Below are 18,395 nucleotides of genomic sequence, written 5' to 3'. Positions count from 1 at the left end.
ATTCTACACTACAACCACAATGCGGGGAAATGCTCATACTGGCAACACACCAGGCTACGCATTTCCCCCGGTAAGACAGGAAAATCACAGGCATTATTCAGCAGGTGAATTATCGATGCGGACCAGGTCAGGAGGAAGGCCAACGCTGATGATCACGGGCTGCCATTCGGAACGGTTCGCCAGTTTTGGTGAAAAACTCTTCGCCAGTAAAAAGCCGCCAACCCCTCCCAGGATTGCGCCACACAATGTGGCCAGATCCCGATTAAAAAGCATCTGAAACAGTGCCGACATCAGGAAAAGGCCAACCAGCGGGGACATATAGACCAGCAGCGCTGACGTCAACAAACTGGCTTCGCCAATTCCCAGTTCCACTTTTTGCCCTGCCACTAACGGCTGATCGCACGGAACGAACAAGGTATGGGTCATCTGCGGCCCAAGCTTGTTCAGTACGCGGCTCCCGCATCCGCTACGCGAAGCACAGCTGCTGCAGGAGGCTTTAACATCACACTCCACCAGCGCTTCACCGTTTTTCCATGAAACGACCGTCGCCCACTCTTTAATCATTGTGCTGCCCTGAATTTGATGCTGTCCGCAATGCGCTTAGCCGTTTGTGGGGGTAACTCACCCACAATGGTGATTTCAGCGTTATCGCGGATGGTCGTACTCACAGTCCGGCGTCCCGTACGCAACATCTGATCGGCGCTGTTCTGATTAGCGCGGTTGACGTTCACCGAGAAACTGAACAAGCCATCGGAATAAAGACGGGACTCTACAGGCATGTCGACGGTAGGCAACTGACGGCGACTGCTGGAGACTTCGCTAAAACCTTGCGGTAACCAGGAAGGCATCCAGTTAAAGTCTACGTTGTCGCCCTGCGGAACAGAGAGCAACGGCGGTAAGTTGGCTTTTGCCAGCGTCTGCATACTGCTGGCGACCTGTCCGTTTACGGTATAGGCAATGACGCGGAACTGTTCCAGCGTTTCACCATCTCTGTCGAGCAAATCCACACGCATTGGCAGGCGCGTTTCCGCATCCATCCAGACAATGTAGCTGTAACGCGTTCCGTCACGAGCAACGACACGGATCACTTCACATAGACGATCGGCAATGCGCGTACGCCCGACGGAAATGAAGTCGTAATAAGGCGAAAGGCGTTTGAAATCGGTATATACCAGCGAAGGGAGCGAATCGACAATGTAGTCGCCATTCAGCGTAAAGGGCTCAAGACCCGGCTCAAAGTAGCTGATCTCATTGCCACGCTGTACCACTTCCCGGCGAGGGCCGTCCATTTGCAAAAGCTGAGCGAGAGGCTGGTTGTTTACACGCGCGTGGCGGTAACGCAGAGACTCTACCCCTTGCTTATTGATGCTGATAAAGGACAGTTCATAGTTGAGTGACTGGCTCGCCACGTTCATCTGCTGTAACAACGCCCCGGACGAGGTATCTGCCGAGGCGTTGCTGGAGAAGAACAGGCCTGCTGCCACAAAAGACATGGCACACCAAAGTTGCTTCATTACTGCGATTGGGTTCCTAACGTTTGATTTCCTGGCACTTGCACAGCAGCCTGCTGCGTTTGTGCCTGTTCAAACTTAAGCTGTTCGGAGTGCAGACGACGTTGCAGTTCGTAATCCTGCAACATGGCGTTAATACGGCGACGCTGTTCCTGCACCTGCTGTTGCTGACCGACATCCGCCGTTGCATCAGCCGGAACCCCCAGACTTACCGGGCTGGCTTTGCCCATCATCGGCAGTGTATTAAACACTGGCGCTTCTGGCTGCTGGGTGGATTCAGACTGACCATTATAGTGCTGGACACCCACAATAACTGCAAGCGATACACATGCAGCCACACCCATTTGCGTCAATTGACTTGCCCACGGACGGACTTTTGTCCAGAACGGCATTTTCTGCCACTGATGCGGCGCAGGCTGGGCCTCAGGGATCAATGGGGTCGTCGGTTGAACAGACTCATTTTCAATCGCGGCCATAACTTGGGCAGAGATATCGAAGTGGAGAACATCTGCTGTGTCACCGCGCATAGCATCGCGAATGAGATGATAGCTCTCCCAGGTTTTCTGCATTTCAGGATCGTGAGACAGCTCAGAGAGCAGCTCCCTATCCAGGGTTTCACCGTCCATTAAAGCGGAAAGTTGTTCTTTCTGCATGCCTAATACCTTTTCCAGTATCCCGCTATCGTCAACGCCTGATAAGCGGTTGAACTTTATTATCAATAGCTTCCCGTGCTCGGAAGATACGTGAACGCACTGTACCTACCGGGCAATCCATGATAGCGGCTATCTCTTCATAGCTCAGACCATCCAACTCCCGTAACGTAATTGCCATGCGTAAATCTTCCGGGAGCGACTCAATAGTACGGAAAACGATTTGTCTCAGTTCTTCTGACAACATTAAGTTCTCAGGGTTCGAAATTTCTTTCAGCGCACCGCCACTTTCGAAGTTTTCTGCTTCAATCGCGTCGACATCACTTGATGGCGGCCTGCGTCCCTGAGCAACCAGATAATTTTTTGCTGTATTCACAGCGATACGGTATAGCCAGGTATAAAAAGCACTATCTCCCCGGAACGAGTCCAGCGCGCGATAAGCCTTAATAAATGACTCTTGTACGACATCAGGCACATCGCCAGAAGGCACATAGCGGGAAACCAGACTCGCCACTTTATGCTGGTAGCGAACCACCAGTAAGTTAAACGCCTTCTGATCTCCTTTCTGGACCCTCTCAACAAGGACCTGATCCGTTAACTGCTCGCTCATCCGAGGTAAAATCTCCCCAAAACCTATTTCCACGCGTAAATGAAACGCCACTCCAAAACTGCACTATATGAGCAAGCAGCCATTTAGAGCGAAGGTTCAGTAAAAAGTTCCGTTACGCCTTTGTTTTTGTGAATCGTTCTGCAGACTTTTCATTATGACTCATTATAAGTCTACAAACTCTGTAGCGGGCGTTTTCCGAGTAAAAAGCCCCAGGACCGCCAGAGAGTAACGCAACACAGCCTTTTTTTCATCACCTAATCCATATTGACTAACAATCTGCCAGATAACGATTTTCTGGTGGCAATGCTCATCATGCATCCTCGCCATGTTTAGCCATTAGTACAAAACATAAAAAAATAACTGCATTGTGGCCTTTCAGGGTGCTATGCTGCCTGAACCTTGTTTAGTAAATTAAACACACCATCATGAAAACAACCCCCGAACTTTCTTGCGACGTGCTGGTCATTGGCAGCGGCGCCGCGGGCCTGTCTGTTGCTCTGCGCCTCGCTGAACGCCACAACGTTATCGTGTTAAGCAAAGGGCCGGTGAATGAAGGCTCCACTTTTTACGCACAGGGCGGTATTGCCGCCGTGTTTGATGAAACCGACAGCGTTGAGTCTCACGTCGAAGACACGCTGATTGCCGGGGCAGGTATTGTCGAACGTCAGGCGGCAGAGTTTGTTGCCAGTAACGCCCGCCAGTGCGTGCAGTGGCTAATCGACCAGGGCGTGGCGTTCGATACGCAGGTTGATGCAGAAGGAAGCGAAAGTTATCACCTGACCCGCGAAGGCGGCCATAGCCACCGCCGCATTCTGCATGCCGCCGATGCCACCGGAAAAGAGGTCGAAAATACCCTGGTCAGCAAAGCGCTGAATCATCCAAACATTCATATTATTGAACGCAGCAACGCGGTGGATTTAATTGTTTCCGATAAAATCGGCCTGCCCGGCACGCGTCGCGTCGTCGGCGCATGGATCTGGAATCGTAATAAAGAGATTGTGGAAACCTGCCATGCAAAAGCCGTCGTGCTGGCAACGGGCGGCGCATCGAAAGTGTACCAGTACACCACTAACCCGGATATCGCCTCCGGCGATGGTATCGCCATGGCATGGCGCGCCGGATGTCGTGTGGCAAATCTGGAGTTCAATCAGTTTCACCCAACAGCGCTGTTTCACCCGCAGGCACGTAATTTCCTGCTAACCGAAGCGCTGCGCGGTGAAGGCGCACATCTTAAACGTCCGGACGGCACACGCTTTATGCCCGATTTCGATCCTCGCGGCGAACTGGCGCCGCGCGATGTTGTTGCCCGCGCCATCGACCATGAGATGAAACGTCTGGGGGTTGACTGTATGTATCTCGACATCAGCCACAAGCCAGAGGCTTTTATCCGCCATCATTTTCCGATGATCTATGAAAAATTGCTGGGTCTGGGTATCGATTTAACCAAAGATCAGGTTCCTATCGTGCCTGCTGCGCATTACACCTGCGGCGGTGTCATGGTGGACGAACACGGCCGGGCCGATGTCGATGGCTTGTATGCGATTGGCGAGGTCAGCTACACGGGCCTGCATGGCGCCAACCGAATGGCGTCCAATTCACTGCTCGAATGTCTGGTTTACGGCTGGTCGGCGGCAGAAGATATCGATCGTCGAATCGGCATGACCCGCCCCGCCCCGGCGCTTCCCGCGTGGGACGAAAGCCGCGTCGATGATGCCGATGAGCGTGTGATTCTCCAGCATAACTGGCATGAGCTGCGCTTGTTTATGTGGGATTACGTGGGCATTGTGCGCACCACCAAACGTCTGGAGCGGGCCTTACGTCGGATTACCTTACTCCAGCAGGAAATTGACGAGTACTACGCCAATTTCCGCGTGTCGAACAATTTGCTGGAGCTACGTAACCTGGTGCAGGTGGCGGAGCTTATCGTGCGCTGCGCCATGGAACGCAAGGAAAGTCGCGGCTTGCACTACACGCTGGATTATCCGGATCAGTTGCCTGAATCCGGCCCAACGGTTTTGTCGCCACGCACTTACATGAATAAATAGAAAGCCTGAGTGAGCGCGGTGTAACTTTCAGAATAATGCTGATCGGCGCCGCGGATCGCCAGCCAGTCGGTGAAGCATTCACCCGGCGTTGGCGAAAAGGCCATTAATACGCGGTGGGGCGGGCGATTTTCATACTCCGCCACATCCGTACGTAACCGCAAGTGCCAGCCTATGCCCTGTGCTTTTTGGGCAAAGGCTTCGCTCACGTCCACCGGAAGGATCACGCAAAAGAAACCGTCTTCGGTGATAAGCGATGCCGCACAGTCCAGTAGCACCGTATGATCGAGAGTCGTGGTATAACGTGCCTGCTCACGCTCCGGGGTCGCACATTGCACGCCCTGCGCAAAGAAAGGCGGGTTGCTGACAATCAGATCGTAGCGTGCCGTTTGCCCCGCGCACCAGTCGCGAATATCGGCATGATGGACATGAAAACGATCGGCCCAGGGCGTCGCCTGGCCATTCTCCTGCGCCTGTGCGGCCGCCTGCTCATCGAGTTCCACCGCATCGATGATAACCGCATCGGTTGTTCTCTGCGCCAACATCAGCGCCACCAGCCCGCTGCCAGTGCCAATATCCAGCACCCTTTTCGCTTGTGAAACAGGCGACCACGCACCGAGTAAGATGCCGTCTGTGCCGACTTTCATGGCGCAACGATCGTGTGCAACAAAAAATGCTTTAAATGTGAAACCATCGCGGCGCAACTGCGCCTTCTGGTGGGGCATCTTTACAACCTCTATACGGAAACAGACGTAGCATAGGTGAAAGCAAAGCGCCGGAAAAGTAATAAGCTTACAAACAGATGAAGATTGCAGCCGTAACGTCTATAATCAGCGCCCCACACAGAGGTAGATCATGACTGTAACGACTTTTTCCGAACTCGAACTCGACGACAGCCTACTGGACGCGCTCCAGGAGAAAGGTTTCACACGCCCGACCGCCATCCAGGCCGCCGCCATTCCGCCTGCGCTTGAAGGGCGTGATGTACTTGGCTCAGCGCCGACCGGTACGGGTAAAACGGCGGCATATTTGCTGCCAGCGTTGCAGCACCTGCTGGACTTCCCGCGTAAGAAATCTGGCCCGCCGCGTATTCTCATCCTGACGCCGACCCGCGAACTGGCGATGCAGGTTGCCGACCACGCCCGCGAACTGGCAAAAAATACCCATCTGGATATCGCGACTATTACTGGCGGCGTGGCCTATATGAACCATGCCGAAGTGTTCAGCGAAAACCAGGATATTGTGGTCGCAACCACAGGCCGACTGCTGCAATACATTAAAGAAGAGAATTTTGACTGCCGTGCCGTCGAAACACTGATCCTTGATGAAGCGGATCGTATGCTGGATCTGGGCTTTGCGCAGGACATCGAGCACATTTCAGGCGAAACACGCTGGCGCAAACAGACCATGCTGTTCTCGGCCACGCTGGAAGGGGAAGCGATCAAAGATTTCGCCGAGCGTCTGCTGGAAGATCCGGTTGAAGTCTCTGCAACGCCATCCACCCGCGAACGTAAAAAGATCCACCAGTGGTACTACCGCGCGGACAACTACGAACATAAGCTGGAACTGCTCAAGCATTTGCTCAAGCAAGACGGTGTGACCCGTTCGATCGTCTTCGTGCGCAAACGCGAGCGTGTACATGAACTGGCGGAGCAGTTGCGTGCAGCGGGTATCAACAACTGCTATCTCGAAGGCGAGATGGCGCAGGCGAAACGCGTTGAAGGCATCAAGCGTCTGACTGACGGTCGCGTTAATGTACTGGTTGCCACCGATGTCGCTGCCCGTGGTATCGACATTCCTGACGTGAGCCACGTCTTTAACTTTGATATGCCGCGCAGTGGCGACACCTATCTGCACCGCATCGGCCGTACCGGTCGCGCGGGACGCAAAGGGACCGCGATTTCACTGGTCGAAACCCACGACCATCTGCTGTTGCAGAAGATTGGTCGCTACGTTGAAGAGCCGCTGAAAATACGCGTGATTGATGAACTGCGCCCCACTACGCGCGCGCCGAGCGAAAAAATGACCGGCAAGCCGTCGAAGAAAGTGCTGGCTAAGCGTGCAGAGAAGAAAAAAGAGAAAGAAAAAGAGAAGCCGCGCGTTAAACAGCGCCATCGCGATACCAAAAATATTGGTAAGCGCCGTAAGCCAAGCGCCGCCACGGCAGAGCAACAAAATAACGAAGAGTAAAAAAACGCCGGGATAGCCCGGCGTTTTTATTTCTACAGCCTGCGAATTACAGGCTTTCAGTAAAGGTACGAGCAATAACGTCGCGCTGCTGTTCCGGCGTCAGAGAATTGAAACGTACGGCATAGCCAGAAACACGGATGGTCAGCTGTGGGTATTTTTCCGGATGTTCAACAGCATCAAGAAGCGTTTCGCGACGCAGCACGTTTACGTTGAGATGCTGACCGCCTTCCACACGCACTTCCGGTTTCACTTCCATCGGAATTTCACGGTATTCAATGTCACCCAGTTTGCTCACGGCAACCACTTCATCTTCGGAATAACCGGCTTTGGCACAAACACAGCGCGCTTCACCTTTTTCGCTGTCGAGCAACCAGAAAGAGTTCAACAGATCATCGTTTGCCGCTTTAGTAATCTGGATACCAGTAATCATGATGTGCCTCCCTTAGGCATTATTTTTGATTTGATCGGCCTTGTTGCGGCCAATTGGTAAAACCATTGTTGCTTGACTGTATATATACCCTCCACACACCCCTGATTCTTTGATTAAAATCAATAAAAACCACACAACGAAAAAGGTAATAGCCGGAATTTATTGTTTTACATCAAGTTAGCCACTTTTCTGCTATTAAAATTTTTGTAAATTTTCAAATTTTTTTAAGTGTTTAACGTGCTGTTTTACGTGTCGATTTTGCGCCAGCGGAAGAAGCAGTTAAGCTACAGTCACTGGAATTAGCAGGAGAGCGGGATGACCACCTCATTAACATGGCACGATGTGCTGGCAGAAGAAAAACAACAGCCTTACTTTATCAATACCCTTAGCGCGGTTGCGACAGAACGGCAGTCCGGCGTCACCATCTACCCGCCGCAAAAAGATGTCTTCAATGCGTTTCGTTTTACTGAACTGGGTAACGTTAAAGTGGTGATTCTTGGTCAGGATCCCTACCACGGTCCGGGCCAGGCCCATGGGCTGGCATTTTCGGTACGCCCCGGCATCGCCATCCCGCCCTCATTACTTAATATGTATAAAGAGTTAGAACAGTCGATACCTGGATTCGTTCGCCCGACGCATGGTTATCTGGAAAGTTGGGCACATCAGGGGGTGCTACTCCTCAATACCGTCTTAACGGTACGTGCCGGGCAGGCGCATTCCCATGCCAGCCTTGGCTGGGAGACCTTTACTGATAAAGTGATCAGTCTGATCAATGAACACCGTGAAGGCGTGGTCTTTTTACTTTGGGGATCGCATGCACAGAAGAAAGGGGCAATTATCGATAGTAAACGCCACCATGTGTTGAAAGCGCCCCACCCATCACCGTTATCAGCACACAGGGGCTTCTTTGGTTGTAAGCACTTTGTTCTGGCAAATGAGTGGCTGGAAAAACACGGCGAGACGCCGATTGACTGGGTGCCCGTGTTGCCGGCGGAGAGTGAATAACTATCACGGTCCACATCCCGCAGCTATGGCGGGATGTGGTGAACACAATTAAAGGTACTCTTCCCCCATCGCAATTTCCCGCACGGCCCGTTCCCGAAACTGACTGGGACTCACGCCAGTATGTTTATGAAAGAAACGGGTAAAATAGGCTTCATCGTTAAATCCCAGAAAAGCGGCAAGTTGTTTGATGGTCTTCGAGGTATATACCAGTTCGCGCTGCGCTTCCTGAATAACCCGCATGTTAATCACATCCAGGCTCGACATTCCCAGCGTTAAACGGCACAGGCGCGAGAGATGCCCGGGCGACATCCCCATTTCGCAGGAGTAATCATTCACCGTCAGCCGCTGGCGAAATTTCTGGTCGACGATAGCGAGAAATTTGTTGATCTGCGATGCCTTGCGCGACGAATTATCCATCTGCTGATCGCCGAGACCGGGCTCAGTAATCCGCGAGAGATGGACAAACATGGAAATAAACAGCGAGGCGCACATTGCGGTCTGATTAATCATTGGCACGCGTAATTCATTCAACATGGAATAATAAAACTCCCAGATAACATCCTTCTCTTCGGGGAAATATTCCAGCGGAATAATGCACGGTTTGTGCACCAGTTTGAGGATATCCGGTGCCAGCACGCTCATGACCGACTCAAGCGGTCTCTGCGAAGCAGTAATGGTGAGGCCCTCGGTATCTGGCGTGTAATGAAAACCATGAACGGTCTGGGCGGGGACAAGAATCAGGCAAGGGGCTTTGGCCAGTTGTCGCGTGCAGTTCATCAGCACTTCGACCTGCCCTCTCTGGATAAATAGCACCTGGATCAACGAATCATGTACATGCGGACTTGCCCGCCAGTTCAGATCCTTTGAACGCAGGGAGATCATCTCAACGTTGAAAAAATTCTCCCAACTTAGCCCAGACTGCTCACCGTATAATGCATAAGTAGGAATAGTGGTTGCCATCAATGCTCCTCTACTCTTCTCAGTGCTGCTGCACGGCCTGGCTGGTCTGTCGGGAACAGAAAATACAGCGAACTTATTGCGGAAAATCTGTATTCAGCACTCGACGACCAGCACAGCAAACAATTTAAATCACGAGATCGTCAGACGGGTAAAATAACTGCGCCCTCCTGACATAACATATCGATATCCTTAGCTGAGTATCCATATTCAGTCAGAATTTGTTGTGAGTGATGTCCCAGTCGCCGGGACGGTTTTATCTGCGATTCGCCCATGCCCTGAATCGAAACTGGCGGCGTTACCAGCACCCGTTTATTTCCCGTAGAGTATTCAACGTTACGCAGGCAGTCGGTCGCCCATGCCTGTTCATCTTCCAGAATCTCATCCGGGGTATACCCCTTCTCATGGGCAAAATCGTTTTCTTTTAACAGCCGCATCATTTCACTGAGCGGACGTTTGGCGATCTGCTCGCTGATAATATTGATAATGTCCCGATTACGACCAAACTGGTTTACATCGGCAATACGGCAAAATTCCGGACTGTCGACCAGATCCTCACGCCCCAGCAGCACCATAAACTTATTGAAGAAGCGATCGTATTCCGGGATACAAATCACCATCCATCGCCCATCAAGAGTTTTATAGGTGTTGTTGAACGGGTTGGAGACTTCACAGCGCGACTTTGGATAGACGTTGCCGTACTGTGCTGAGGTCACGGCTATGCTCATCATAAACAGCGCCGTATGATGCAGGCTAACCGTCACCTTCTCGCCGGTCCCTGAACGCGTACGCCCGTACAGCGCAGCGCAAATACCAGAGACCAGACACATGGACGCCTGAAAATCGCCAAAGCCGTTTACTGAGTTGATCGGGGTTTCGCCGCGCTCATTGGTCGACCCGAGGATCCCACCGCGACATACGTAGGCCGTCGCATCAAACCCGGCGGTGTCTTTTTCCGGCCCTTTTTCGCCATACCCCAGGATCTGCGCAAAAATTAAGCGTGGAAAGCGCAAATGCAGCTCTTCCCAGGAAAAACCTAGCCGTTCAAGCGCCTTCGTGCGATAGCTGGTCACCACGACATCTGCCGTTGAGAGGATGCGATAGGCAATGGCTTTCGCGCTCTCTTTTTTCAGGTTCAGGCACAGAAACCGTTTGTTGGCGTTAGAGATATCAAATGCCGGATTTTCGTCATCGTCGTAAGGCATATTAAATACGGACGCCTGGGTGCGTCCCGGGTCGCCCGCTGGCGGCTCGATTTTGATCACATCCGCCCCCCAATCACCGAGAATACGTGCCACGGTGGGTGCTGCCAGGAATGACGTCAAATCCACTACTTTAATGCCTTCTAATGGCCTCATAAGTCATGCTCCTTCATTTTGGAAAAGCCTTGTCGTCCTGCAAATCCACCCGCGTTGCGCATACTCCTGTTTGCACCTTTCTTTTCAATGGGTTTAATTCGGGCGATAAGCATGAACAATGCGCCCAGAATGGCGATACTCGCCCCCAGATAGAGCGCGTACTCATATTGGCCCGAAACGTCGATAACCCATCCCGCCAGCACCGGAGAAAGAATGCCCGCCAGCGTGCCAAATACGCCGTTCAACCCCACCAGCATGCCGGTATTTTTCTGAGAAAAAATAATCGGAATGGAGAAGTGCGCAGCCATGGTGAAACAGAGGAAGAAATTCGATGCGGAGATGAGCGAAGCCGCGCTCCAGAGGCTGTTTGCCCGCGTCCCCAGAATCAGGAACACCCCGGCCAGCAGCAATCCGACAACCGGAGACAGCTTGCGTCCGATATTTTGCCCAAAGCGCCGACAGGCGGCGTCCGTCACCAGCCCGCCGAGTGGGTAGGCCAGAATAGCCACCAGATACGGGAGCATGGAATAAATCGCGCTTTGCTTCAGATCGATACCGCGTCCCATGGCAAAGTAGGTCGGTAGCCAGGTCATAAAGAGAAAGAACAGGTAATTCGTGCAGAAGTAACATAACGCGCAGGCCCAGATGGAAGGCGTTGACAGAATATCGGCTTTCGTCAGGTCGCTCCCTGTCGCCTCTTTCTGCGTGGATTGTTCCGCGTTAGCAACGGCCTGCCCTGCCTGAATATACTCAAGCTCCTGACGGTTGATGCGATTATCCATTTGCGGTCGACTATTACCCAGCCACCACCACAGCAGGCACCACACTAACCCCGGCACAGAGACGATATAAAAAACAGATTGCCAGCCCCAGGTTTGAATAATCCAGGCAGCCAGCACCATGGCAAAGGCAATACCCGCAGGACAACCGACCTGTAGCAACCCGGTCGCTTTACCAGACTCACTCTTAGGCACCCATCGGGCCGCCAGCGAAAAGTTAGCCGGCACCAACAGTCCCTGCCCGACGCCAACCAGAATACGTAGCAACATCATGATACCCAGCGTGGAACCCAGCGGCGTTAAGAAGGTAAAAATGACCCACCACAACGTGCCTGTTACCAGCACAATCCCACCGCCAAAGCGGTCAGCCAGCAACCCTGCCGGCAACATCGTTATCGCGTAACCAATAAAAAATGCCGTGGAGACCCAGCCAAACTGAATGGCGGTCCAGCCATATTCATGCATCAGCGCAGGCCCGCACATCGACATACTGCTGCGTGCCACAAACATGACGAAATAATCAATTATCAGCAGAACAATAATGCCCCAACGTCTATTCCCAGGTGATGTACTCATAGGTCACTCTCGCGAGAAAATAAGCATGATCGCACCCACGAAACCACGCGCAGTGTGCGATCACAGGCGGGATATGACGGTAATAATTCTCCGGGATACCCCTTCGTTGCATGGGCTCAGGCGGGTTAGCGAATCTCACCCGCAGCGGCAATCAGCGGACGTGCGATCGTCAGGCGCTGAACGGTGCGTGGGCCTTCTTCAAACCACAGCGCGCGGGCGTCGCGATACATTCTCTCCACCGGGCCGTACGGGTTATCTTCGAAGTAACCAATCCCACCGAAGATCTCCAGGCAGCTATCCGAGACGGTTCGCACCGTATCAATGCCGTGCAGTTTGCACATCGCAGAAACCATTTCGATGTCTTCGCCGCGATCGAACTTCTGCGCGCAATCACGCAGCATTACGCGCAGCGCATGGACCTGAGTCCCCATATCCGCCAGCGTTTGCTGAATGGCCTGACGAGCAACCAATGGTTTACCGAACGTCACGCGATCCTTCGCGCGGGCAATCGCCAGTTCCAGGAAACGCTGGGACATGCCCAGGCAGGTGACGGCAATCATCGCTCTGGAATGCGCTAACGCATCCATGAAGATGTCCAGACCATCACCCTCTTTACCCATAATGTTGTGCGCAGGCACTTCGCAGTTTTCAAAACGCAGATACGCGTGACCCGCGCCACGGCATCCCATCATGTGCGGCATCGGGTCAATGTAATAACCAGGCGTGTTGGTTTCGATGAAGAACGCGGTTAATCCCCCTTTTTTGCGTTTATTTTCATCCGTTACCGCAATGACGTAGCTCCCGTCAGAAATATCCGTATGGGAGATCAACGTCTTGGTACCATTGAGGATGTATTTATCCCCTTTTCTCACCGCAGTTGTCCGGATATCCGCCCCGGAACCACACTCCGCTTCGGTCAGCGCAAAGTTGATGTAAGCATCTTTATTGGCCAGCAACGGCAGCCATTTGGCGCGAAGATCGGGAGCGCCATGGTCATACATGATGCGCCAGTTCAGGCCATTTGCATGATGCAGGTTCATGCGCATACCACCAGGCCCACGGCAGAACTCCTCCATGACAGAAAAGAATTGCTCGCAATTCAGCCCCAGACCGCCAAACTCTTCCGGGATAGCAAGGCGAAATAAATCATTTTTCCGACATACATCGTAATAGGAGTCCGGGAAGACATTCGTTCGCTCAACCACCAGTTGGATTTCCTCCAACTCTGTTTCCGTGACCTTTCTGACTTTTTGTTTCAGTGCTTCCAGTTGCTGTTGAGATAATATGGCCATATACCAACCCCACTTCATATTAAATGATTAAATAACCATTGAAGAATTCAGACGATACCAATGTAAGTTGCAATAAATCCTGGACCCCTTTTTCGTCCTTCTCCACGAATTGACAGCGGGATTATAAAAAGCGAAATAGAGGCTTGATATTGACATATCCAACCAATTATTGGACAAATCGAACATACCAGATGTAATATACCCCCATTAAATAACAATAAAAACAATAGGATAAACATAAAAAGCAGGCGTTAAAAAATTTAGAAATTACCAACACGCATCACAAAACGGGCTTCAATGTTCGTTTTGTCCAGGATCAAGCGAGATCTGTCTATATATCCTCTCAGCACCACTAATTACTATTCCAGATAAAACAACCTCAGGCCAGAAATTAAAAAACTGGCGAACCGGAAAGAGTAATCGGCAAAAAAGAATGCCGGGCAGTGTTTTGTTTTTATAAATCCCCAGCGGAGAATCTATCAAGAGGATGCGTCATGGACTTTAGCCTGACCGAAGAACAGGAATTACTATTAGCAAGTATTCGGGAGCTGATTACGCGTAATTTTCCCGAAGAGTATTTCAAAAGATGCGATGAGACACGGACTTTCCCGCGCGAGTTCTTCAATGCATTAGCCGAAAGCGGCATTGGCTTATTGGGCATTCCCGAAGAGCTTGGCGGCGTGCCCGCCGACATGATGACTCAGGTACTGGTGCTGGAAGAAATTGCCCGCATGGGCGCCCCGGCCTACATCATGACCGAAGGGCAATGCATCCATAACATGCAGCGGTTTGGCAATGCAGAACAACTGGCCAAAACCGCCGAGGTGGGGCTGACGGGGATCCCCGCCTACTCGCTGGCATTTACCGAACCCCAGGCCGGTTCAGATAACAATCGCATCGCCACCACCTACACCCGTAAAAACGGCAAAGTGTATCTCAACGGCCAAAAGACCTTTATCACCGGCGCAAAAGATTATCCCTATATGCTGGTGCTGGCGCGTAATCCGCAACCAGAGGACCCTAAACGCTGTTTCACCTTATGGTGGCTGGATCCTAATTCCCCCGGCGTCAAACGCAACAATCTGCATAAAGTCGGCTGGCATATGGTCAGCAACTGTGAAGTCTTCCTGGATAACGTTGAGCTGGAAGAGAGCGACATGGTAGGCCAGGAAGGTTATGGCTTTATCCATATGATGCAAAATTTCGATATTGAACGTCTGGTCATCGCCGCCCACTCACTGGGCGTTGCGGAATGCGCATTTGAAGATGCTGCGCGCTACGCCAATCAGCGTATTCAGTTCGGCCAAAACATCGGGCAGTTCCAGATGATACAGCTCAAGTTGACCCAGATGGCCATCAAAATTCAGAACATGAAAAACATGGTTTACCGCACCGCCTGGGAGTGCGACAACGATTTGTCGATGCGTCTGTCCGCCCCGATGTGCAAATTGTATTGCGCTCAGTCGGCCTGCGAGGTGATTGACGATGCGATGCAAATTCTGGGCGGGCTCGGCTACACCGATGACAGCCGGGTATCCCGCTTCTGGCGCGATACCCGCGTGAACCGCATTGGCGGCGGCACGGACGAGATTATGGTTTATATCTCCGCTCGCCAGATCCTAAAACAGTATGAAAAATAAAAGGATAAGCCATGAGAATTATCGCCTGCTACAAACTGGTTCCTGAGGAACAGGACATCGTTATCACGGCTGACAGAACCCTGGCGACAGACAAAGCCGGGGAAAAAATCAGCCCCTTCGATCTCAACGCGATTGAAGCCGCCGTTCAGCTCGCGGGCGAAAGCCATGACGTGGTAGCCCTGAGCGTTGGGGGAAAAGCGCTGGATAACGCCAAACTGCGCAAAGATGCCCTCTCCCGCGGCCCAAATGCGCTTTACCTGGTTCGGGATGATCGTCTGGATAGCGCCCTGCCTTATGAAACCGCACGCGTGATTGCCGCCGCGAGTAAGAAAATTGCCTTCGACCTGCTGATCTGCGGCGAAGGCTCCGGCGATATGTATGCGCAGCAAACCGGTCTACTGGTTGGCGCCATGTTGCAGTTGCCGACGGTTAACGGCGTCAGCAAGATTGAACTCAAGGAGGGTTTCGTCACCGTTGAACGCACGCTGGAAGATGAAGTAGAAGTGCTTGATATTCCTCTTCCGGCAGTGCTGTGCGTCTCATCAGATATCAACCTTCCACGTATCCCCTCAATGAAAGCCATCCTCGGTGCCGGGAAGAAAAGCGTCACTCTCTGGGGCGCCAGCGACATCGCCTGGACGCCGGGTTCAGCGCGGACGGAGCTGGCGGGGGTCTACGCGCCGCAACAGACGGAACGCAAACACATCATCATTGAAGGCGACGGGCAGGAAGAGGTTTCTCGCCTGCGAGATTATCTGACCAACGCGTTGAGCTAATGGCTGCGGGGAAACACATCATGGGCAAAATAAGTAACGTTTGGGTATTCAGCGACAGTGCCGATCGCTATGCAGACCTGCTCGCTGGCGCACGGCAACTGGGCGAACACGTTAACGCAGTGATATGGGATGAGCGCGACATCACGAAGGTTAAACAGGCGGACGCGGTCTATTTGCTGTGTGGCAAAACCGATAAACAGCGCGTCGAGAACTATGCGGAAACACTCGCCTCGCTTATCGGAAAAGAGGACGGCAATACACTGATCCTGCTGGCCGCGACCCGCCGTGGCAAAGGGGTGGCGGCAAAACTCAGCGTGCTGCTGCAAGCCGCGCTGGTGAATGACGTGACCCGGCTGGAACGCAACGGTGACAACCTCTATGCCGAACATCGCATGTATGGCGGGCTGGCTTTTGGGCGGGAAAAAGTGAATGCCCCTGTCGCCGTCATCACGCTGGCAGGCGGTGTTTATGAACCGTTGGCAGAAGAAAATGCCGGTACGCCGCCGCTCACTCAGGTGGATTACATCCCACCCGCCAATGAAATTCTCTGTCGTGAACGGCGGTCAAAAACGGCCAGCAGCGTCGATCTTGGCAAAGCACGCCGTGTTATTGGTATTGGCCGCGGCTTACAAGCAAAAGAGGATTTGCAGATGGTCTGGGATCTTGCCTCCGCGCTGGATGCCGAAGTGGGCTGTTCACGTCCGATTGCCGAAGGCGAGCACTGGATGGATCGCGAACGCTACGTTGGCGTTTCCGGCGTGCTGCTCAAATCCGATATCTATCTCGCGCTGGGCATTTCCGGGCAGATCCAGCATATGGTCGGTGGCAATGGTGCCAAAACGATTATCGCCGTCAACAAGGATAAAAACGCCCCAATTTTCCAGTACGCCGATTATGGCCTGGTGGGCGATATCTATAAGGTCGTCCCCGAATTAACGAAATTATTAAAACGGTAAGACTTAAGCCGCCATTCTTTATGGCGGCGATGGAGCGAAAGCATGTCGGACGAAAAATTTGACGCAATTATCGTGGGTGCGGGTGTGGCGGGATGTACCGCCGCCTGTGTGATGGCGAAAGCCGGGCTGGACGTTCTGGTCATTGAGCGTGGCGACACCGCAGGCAGTAAAAATATGACGGGCGGGCGGCTCTATGCCCACACTCTGGAAAAGATCATACCAGGTTTTGCGCAAAACGCCCCCGTTGAGCGGAAAATCACTAAAGAGAAGATCTCTTTTCTGACCCCGGATAGCGCCGTCACGCTGGATTATCAGGCACAGTCGCGTGACGCGAACCCGGAGAAAGCGTCATGGACGGTACTGCGTCATGGGTTCGACAGCTGGCTGATGGAGCAAGCCGAGGCGGTTGGCGCACAGGTTATTACGGGCGTTCGGGTGGATGCATTAATCCAGCAGGATGGTCGGGTAACGGGAGTACAGGCCGGGGAAGATGTCCTTGAGGCAAACGTGGTAGTGCTGGCCGACGGGGTAAATTCACTGTTAGGTCGCTCAATTGGACTGGTACCAAAATCAAATCCCCATCATTACGCCGTCGGGGTTAAAGAGATCATTTCCCTGCCAGCTAAGACCATTCAGGATCGCTTTGGCGTAACGGAGGACGAAGGCGCGGCCTGGCTGTTTGCTGGTTCTCCGTCGGATGGCTTAATGGGCGGCGGCTTTCTCTACACCAACCGGGAATCCATCTCGCTGGGCCTGGTGTGCGGTCTGGGAGGCATAGAAAACGCGCAAAAATCGGTGCCGCAGATGCTGGAGGATTTTAAACAGCACCCGGCCGTGCGCCCCCTTATCGAAGGGGGAACACTGCTTGAGTATTCCGCTCATCTGGTACCAGAAGGCGGTATCGAGATGCTGCCAAAACTGGTGGGCGACGGTGTACTGGTGGTGGGTGATGCCGCTGGGATGTGTCTGAACCTCGGCTTTACCGTGCGTGGTATGGATCTGGCGATTGAGGCCGCGAATATCGCAGCGCAAACCATCATTGCCGCAAAAGAGAGTAATGATTTCAGCGTTGCCCGGCTTGAAAAATACCCCCAGGCGCTGGAGAAAAGCTGTGTCCTGCAGGACATGCGGCATTATCGCAAGCTGCCTGGCCTGATGGAAAACCCGCGACTCTTTACGCAATACCCGCAGATGGTGGCCAATATCATGTCCGAGCTTTTCACGGTGGATGGCGCGAAACCGACGCCCTTGTGGAAGACGATATTGAAACAGGGAAAACGCGTCGGGTTAATGAATTTATTAAAAGACGGCATCGCGGGAGGGCGCGCATTATGAGCACGGTAAATGTCGATGTGAAACTGGGCGTCAACAAATTCAGAGTGGATGAAACCAACCCACATATCCTCCTTGTAGCCAACCCCGATAAAGTGCAATTCCGTAAATTGATCAAGGCCTGCCCTGCCGGGCTATATCGCGAGGATGAGGCAGGAAATATCCATTTTGATTATGCCGGCTGTCTGGAATGTGGCACATGTCGTGTGTTGTGCGAAGGGACAATATTAGAGAAATGGGAATATCCGCAGGGGAATTTCGGCGTTGAGTTTCGTTTTGGCTGAGCCCCTC

Annotated in this window: 18 protein-coding genes; 8 read left to right on the top strand and 10 right to left on the bottom strand. The window is 52.7% G+C overall.

Annotated elements, in window-relative coordinates:
- Positions 1-93 precede the first annotated feature (93 nt).
- The 4 genes from rseC to rpoE are packed head-to-tail and all read right to left on the bottom strand — an operon-like array spanning position 94 to position 2,771.
- On the bottom strand, positions 94-564 hold the full coding sequence (gene rseC, locus L2097_RS00150; RefSeq protein ID WP_250351905.1) for a SoxR-reducing system protein RseC: 471 nt from the start codon (positions 562-564) through the stop codon (positions 94-96).
- Complete coding sequence (gene rseB, locus L2097_RS00145; protein ID WP_047369244.1) at positions 561-1,514, bottom strand: sigma-E factor regulatory protein RseB; 954 nt, start codon at positions 1,512-1,514, stop codon at positions 561-563. Before rseB ends, rseC begins: the two co-directional genes overlap by 4 nt.
- Positions 1,514-2,164 (bottom strand): anti-sigma-E factor RseA, encoded by a 651-nt coding sequence (rseA, locus tag L2097_RS00140; RefSeq protein ID WP_142516148.1) that lies wholly within the window; start codon positions 2,162-2,164, stop codon positions 1,514-1,516. The genes rseB and rseA overlap by 1 nt, the downstream gene beginning before the upstream one ends.
- A gap of 31 nt (positions 2,165-2,195) precedes the next feature.
- Positions 2,196-2,771, bottom strand: coding sequence for an RNA polymerase sigma factor RpoE (gene rpoE / locus L2097_RS00135; RefSeq protein ID WP_000003307.1), 576 nt, complete (start codon positions 2,769-2,771; stop codon positions 2,196-2,198).
- Between the two features lie 425 nt (positions 2,772-3,196).
- Between rpoE and nadB the strand changes: the two genes are divergently transcribed.
- The gene (nadB, locus tag L2097_RS00130) at positions 3,197-4,816 is read left to right on the top strand and encodes an L-aspartate oxidase (protein WP_047369242.1); all 1,620 of its coding nucleotides are present in this window, start codon (positions 3,197-3,199) and stop codon (positions 4,814-4,816) included.
- Here nadB and trmN read toward each other — a convergent pair.
- The gene (trmN, locus tag L2097_RS00125; protein WP_085005412.1) at positions 4,801-5,538 is read right to left on the bottom strand and encodes a tRNA(1)(Val) (adenine(37)-N(6))-methyltransferase TrmN; all 738 of its coding nucleotides are present in this window, start codon (positions 5,536-5,538) and stop codon (positions 4,801-4,803) included. The two genes, nadB and trmN, sit on opposite strands and share 16 nt — an antisense overlap.
- Positions 5,539-5,668: 130 nt before the next feature.
- Here trmN and srmB point away from each other — a divergent pair, with 130 nt between their 5' ends.
- On the top strand, positions 5,669-7,003 hold the full coding sequence (gene srmB / locus L2097_RS00120) for an ATP-dependent RNA helicase SrmB (RefSeq protein ID WP_047369240.1): 1,335 nt from the start codon (positions 5,669-5,671) through the stop codon (positions 7,001-7,003).
- A gap of 46 nt (positions 7,004-7,049) precedes the next feature.
- Here the strand turns inward: srmB and grcA are convergent, their stop codons facing one another.
- Complete coding sequence (grcA, locus tag L2097_RS00115) at positions 7,050-7,433, bottom strand: autonomous glycyl radical cofactor GrcA (protein ID WP_039079560.1); 384 nt, start codon at positions 7,431-7,433, stop codon at positions 7,050-7,052.
- Positions 7,434-7,748: 315 nt separating this feature from the next.
- On the opposite strand from grcA, the gene ung reads away from it, so the two are divergent.
- Complete coding sequence (ung, locus tag L2097_RS00110) at positions 7,749-8,438, top strand: uracil-DNA glycosylase (protein WP_250351904.1); 690 nt, start codon at positions 7,749-7,751, stop codon at positions 8,436-8,438.
- 48 nt (positions 8,439-8,486) lie between these two features.
- Here ung and L2097_RS00105 read toward each other — a convergent pair whose 3' ends face one another.
- The 4 genes from L2097_RS00105 to L2097_RS00090 form a co-directional block, all read right to left on the bottom strand.
- Positions 8,487-9,398: a helix-turn-helix domain-containing protein gene (locus L2097_RS00105; RefSeq protein WP_085005411.1), complete on the bottom strand. Its 912-nt coding sequence runs from the start codon at positions 9,396-9,398 to the stop codon at positions 8,487-8,489.
- Between the two features lie 140 nt (positions 9,399-9,538).
- A complete protein-coding gene (locus L2097_RS00100; protein WP_047369237.1) occupies positions 9,539-10,753 on the bottom strand; it encodes a CaiB/BaiF CoA transferase family protein in 1,215 nt (404 codons plus the stop codon).
- Entirely contained in the window at positions 10,750-12,108 is a 1,359-nt protein-coding gene (locus tag L2097_RS00095) for an MFS transporter (RefSeq protein ID WP_047369236.1), read from the bottom strand. The genes L2097_RS00100 and L2097_RS00095 overlap by 4 nt, the downstream gene beginning before the upstream one ends.
- A 125-nt stretch (positions 12,109-12,233) precedes the next feature.
- Positions 12,234-13,400, bottom strand: a complete 1,167-nt coding sequence (locus L2097_RS00090) for an acyl-CoA dehydrogenase family protein (protein WP_047369235.1) — start codon at positions 13,398-13,400, stop codon at positions 12,234-12,236.
- A 494-nt stretch (positions 13,401-13,894) separates the two neighbouring features.
- On the opposite strand from L2097_RS00090, the gene L2097_RS00085 reads away from it, so the two are divergent.
- Genes L2097_RS00085 through L2097_RS00065 form a run of 5 tightly spaced genes read left to right on the top strand, consistent with a single transcriptional unit; the run spans position 13,895 to position 18,388 of the window.
- Positions 13,895-15,040 (top strand): acyl-CoA dehydrogenase, encoded by a 1,146-nt coding sequence (locus L2097_RS00085; protein WP_085005409.1) that lies wholly within the window; start codon positions 13,895-13,897, stop codon positions 15,038-15,040.
- Between the two features lie 11 nt (positions 15,041-15,051).
- Complete coding sequence (locus L2097_RS00080) at positions 15,052-15,816, top strand: electron transfer flavoprotein (protein WP_250351903.1); 765 nt, start codon at positions 15,052-15,054, stop codon at positions 15,814-15,816.
- A gap of 20 nt (positions 15,817-15,836) precedes the next feature.
- Positions 15,837-16,772: an FAD-binding protein gene (locus L2097_RS00075; protein ID WP_229222765.1), complete on the top strand. Its 936-nt coding sequence runs from the start codon at positions 15,837-15,839 to the stop codon at positions 16,770-16,772.
- Between the two features lie 42 nt (positions 16,773-16,814).
- The gene (locus L2097_RS00070; protein WP_047369232.1) at positions 16,815-18,107 is read left to right on the top strand and encodes an FAD-dependent oxidoreductase; all 1,293 of its coding nucleotides are present in this window, start codon (positions 16,815-16,817) and stop codon (positions 18,105-18,107) included.
- Entirely contained in the window at positions 18,104-18,388 is a 285-nt protein-coding gene (locus tag L2097_RS00065) for a ferredoxin family protein (RefSeq protein WP_085005406.1), read from the top strand. The genes L2097_RS00070 and L2097_RS00065 overlap by 4 nt, the downstream gene beginning before the upstream one ends.
- Positions 18,389-18,395 lie beyond the last annotated feature (7 nt).

It is taken from the genome of Citrobacter sp. MNAZ 1397, from assembly GCF_023613995.1.
GTDB lineage: Bacteria > Pseudomonadota > Gammaproteobacteria > Enterobacterales > Enterobacteriaceae > Phytobacter > Phytobacter ursingii.
Note: the sequence above shows the minus strand (reverse complement) of the source record. Positions and strands in the feature narration are given on the sequence as shown.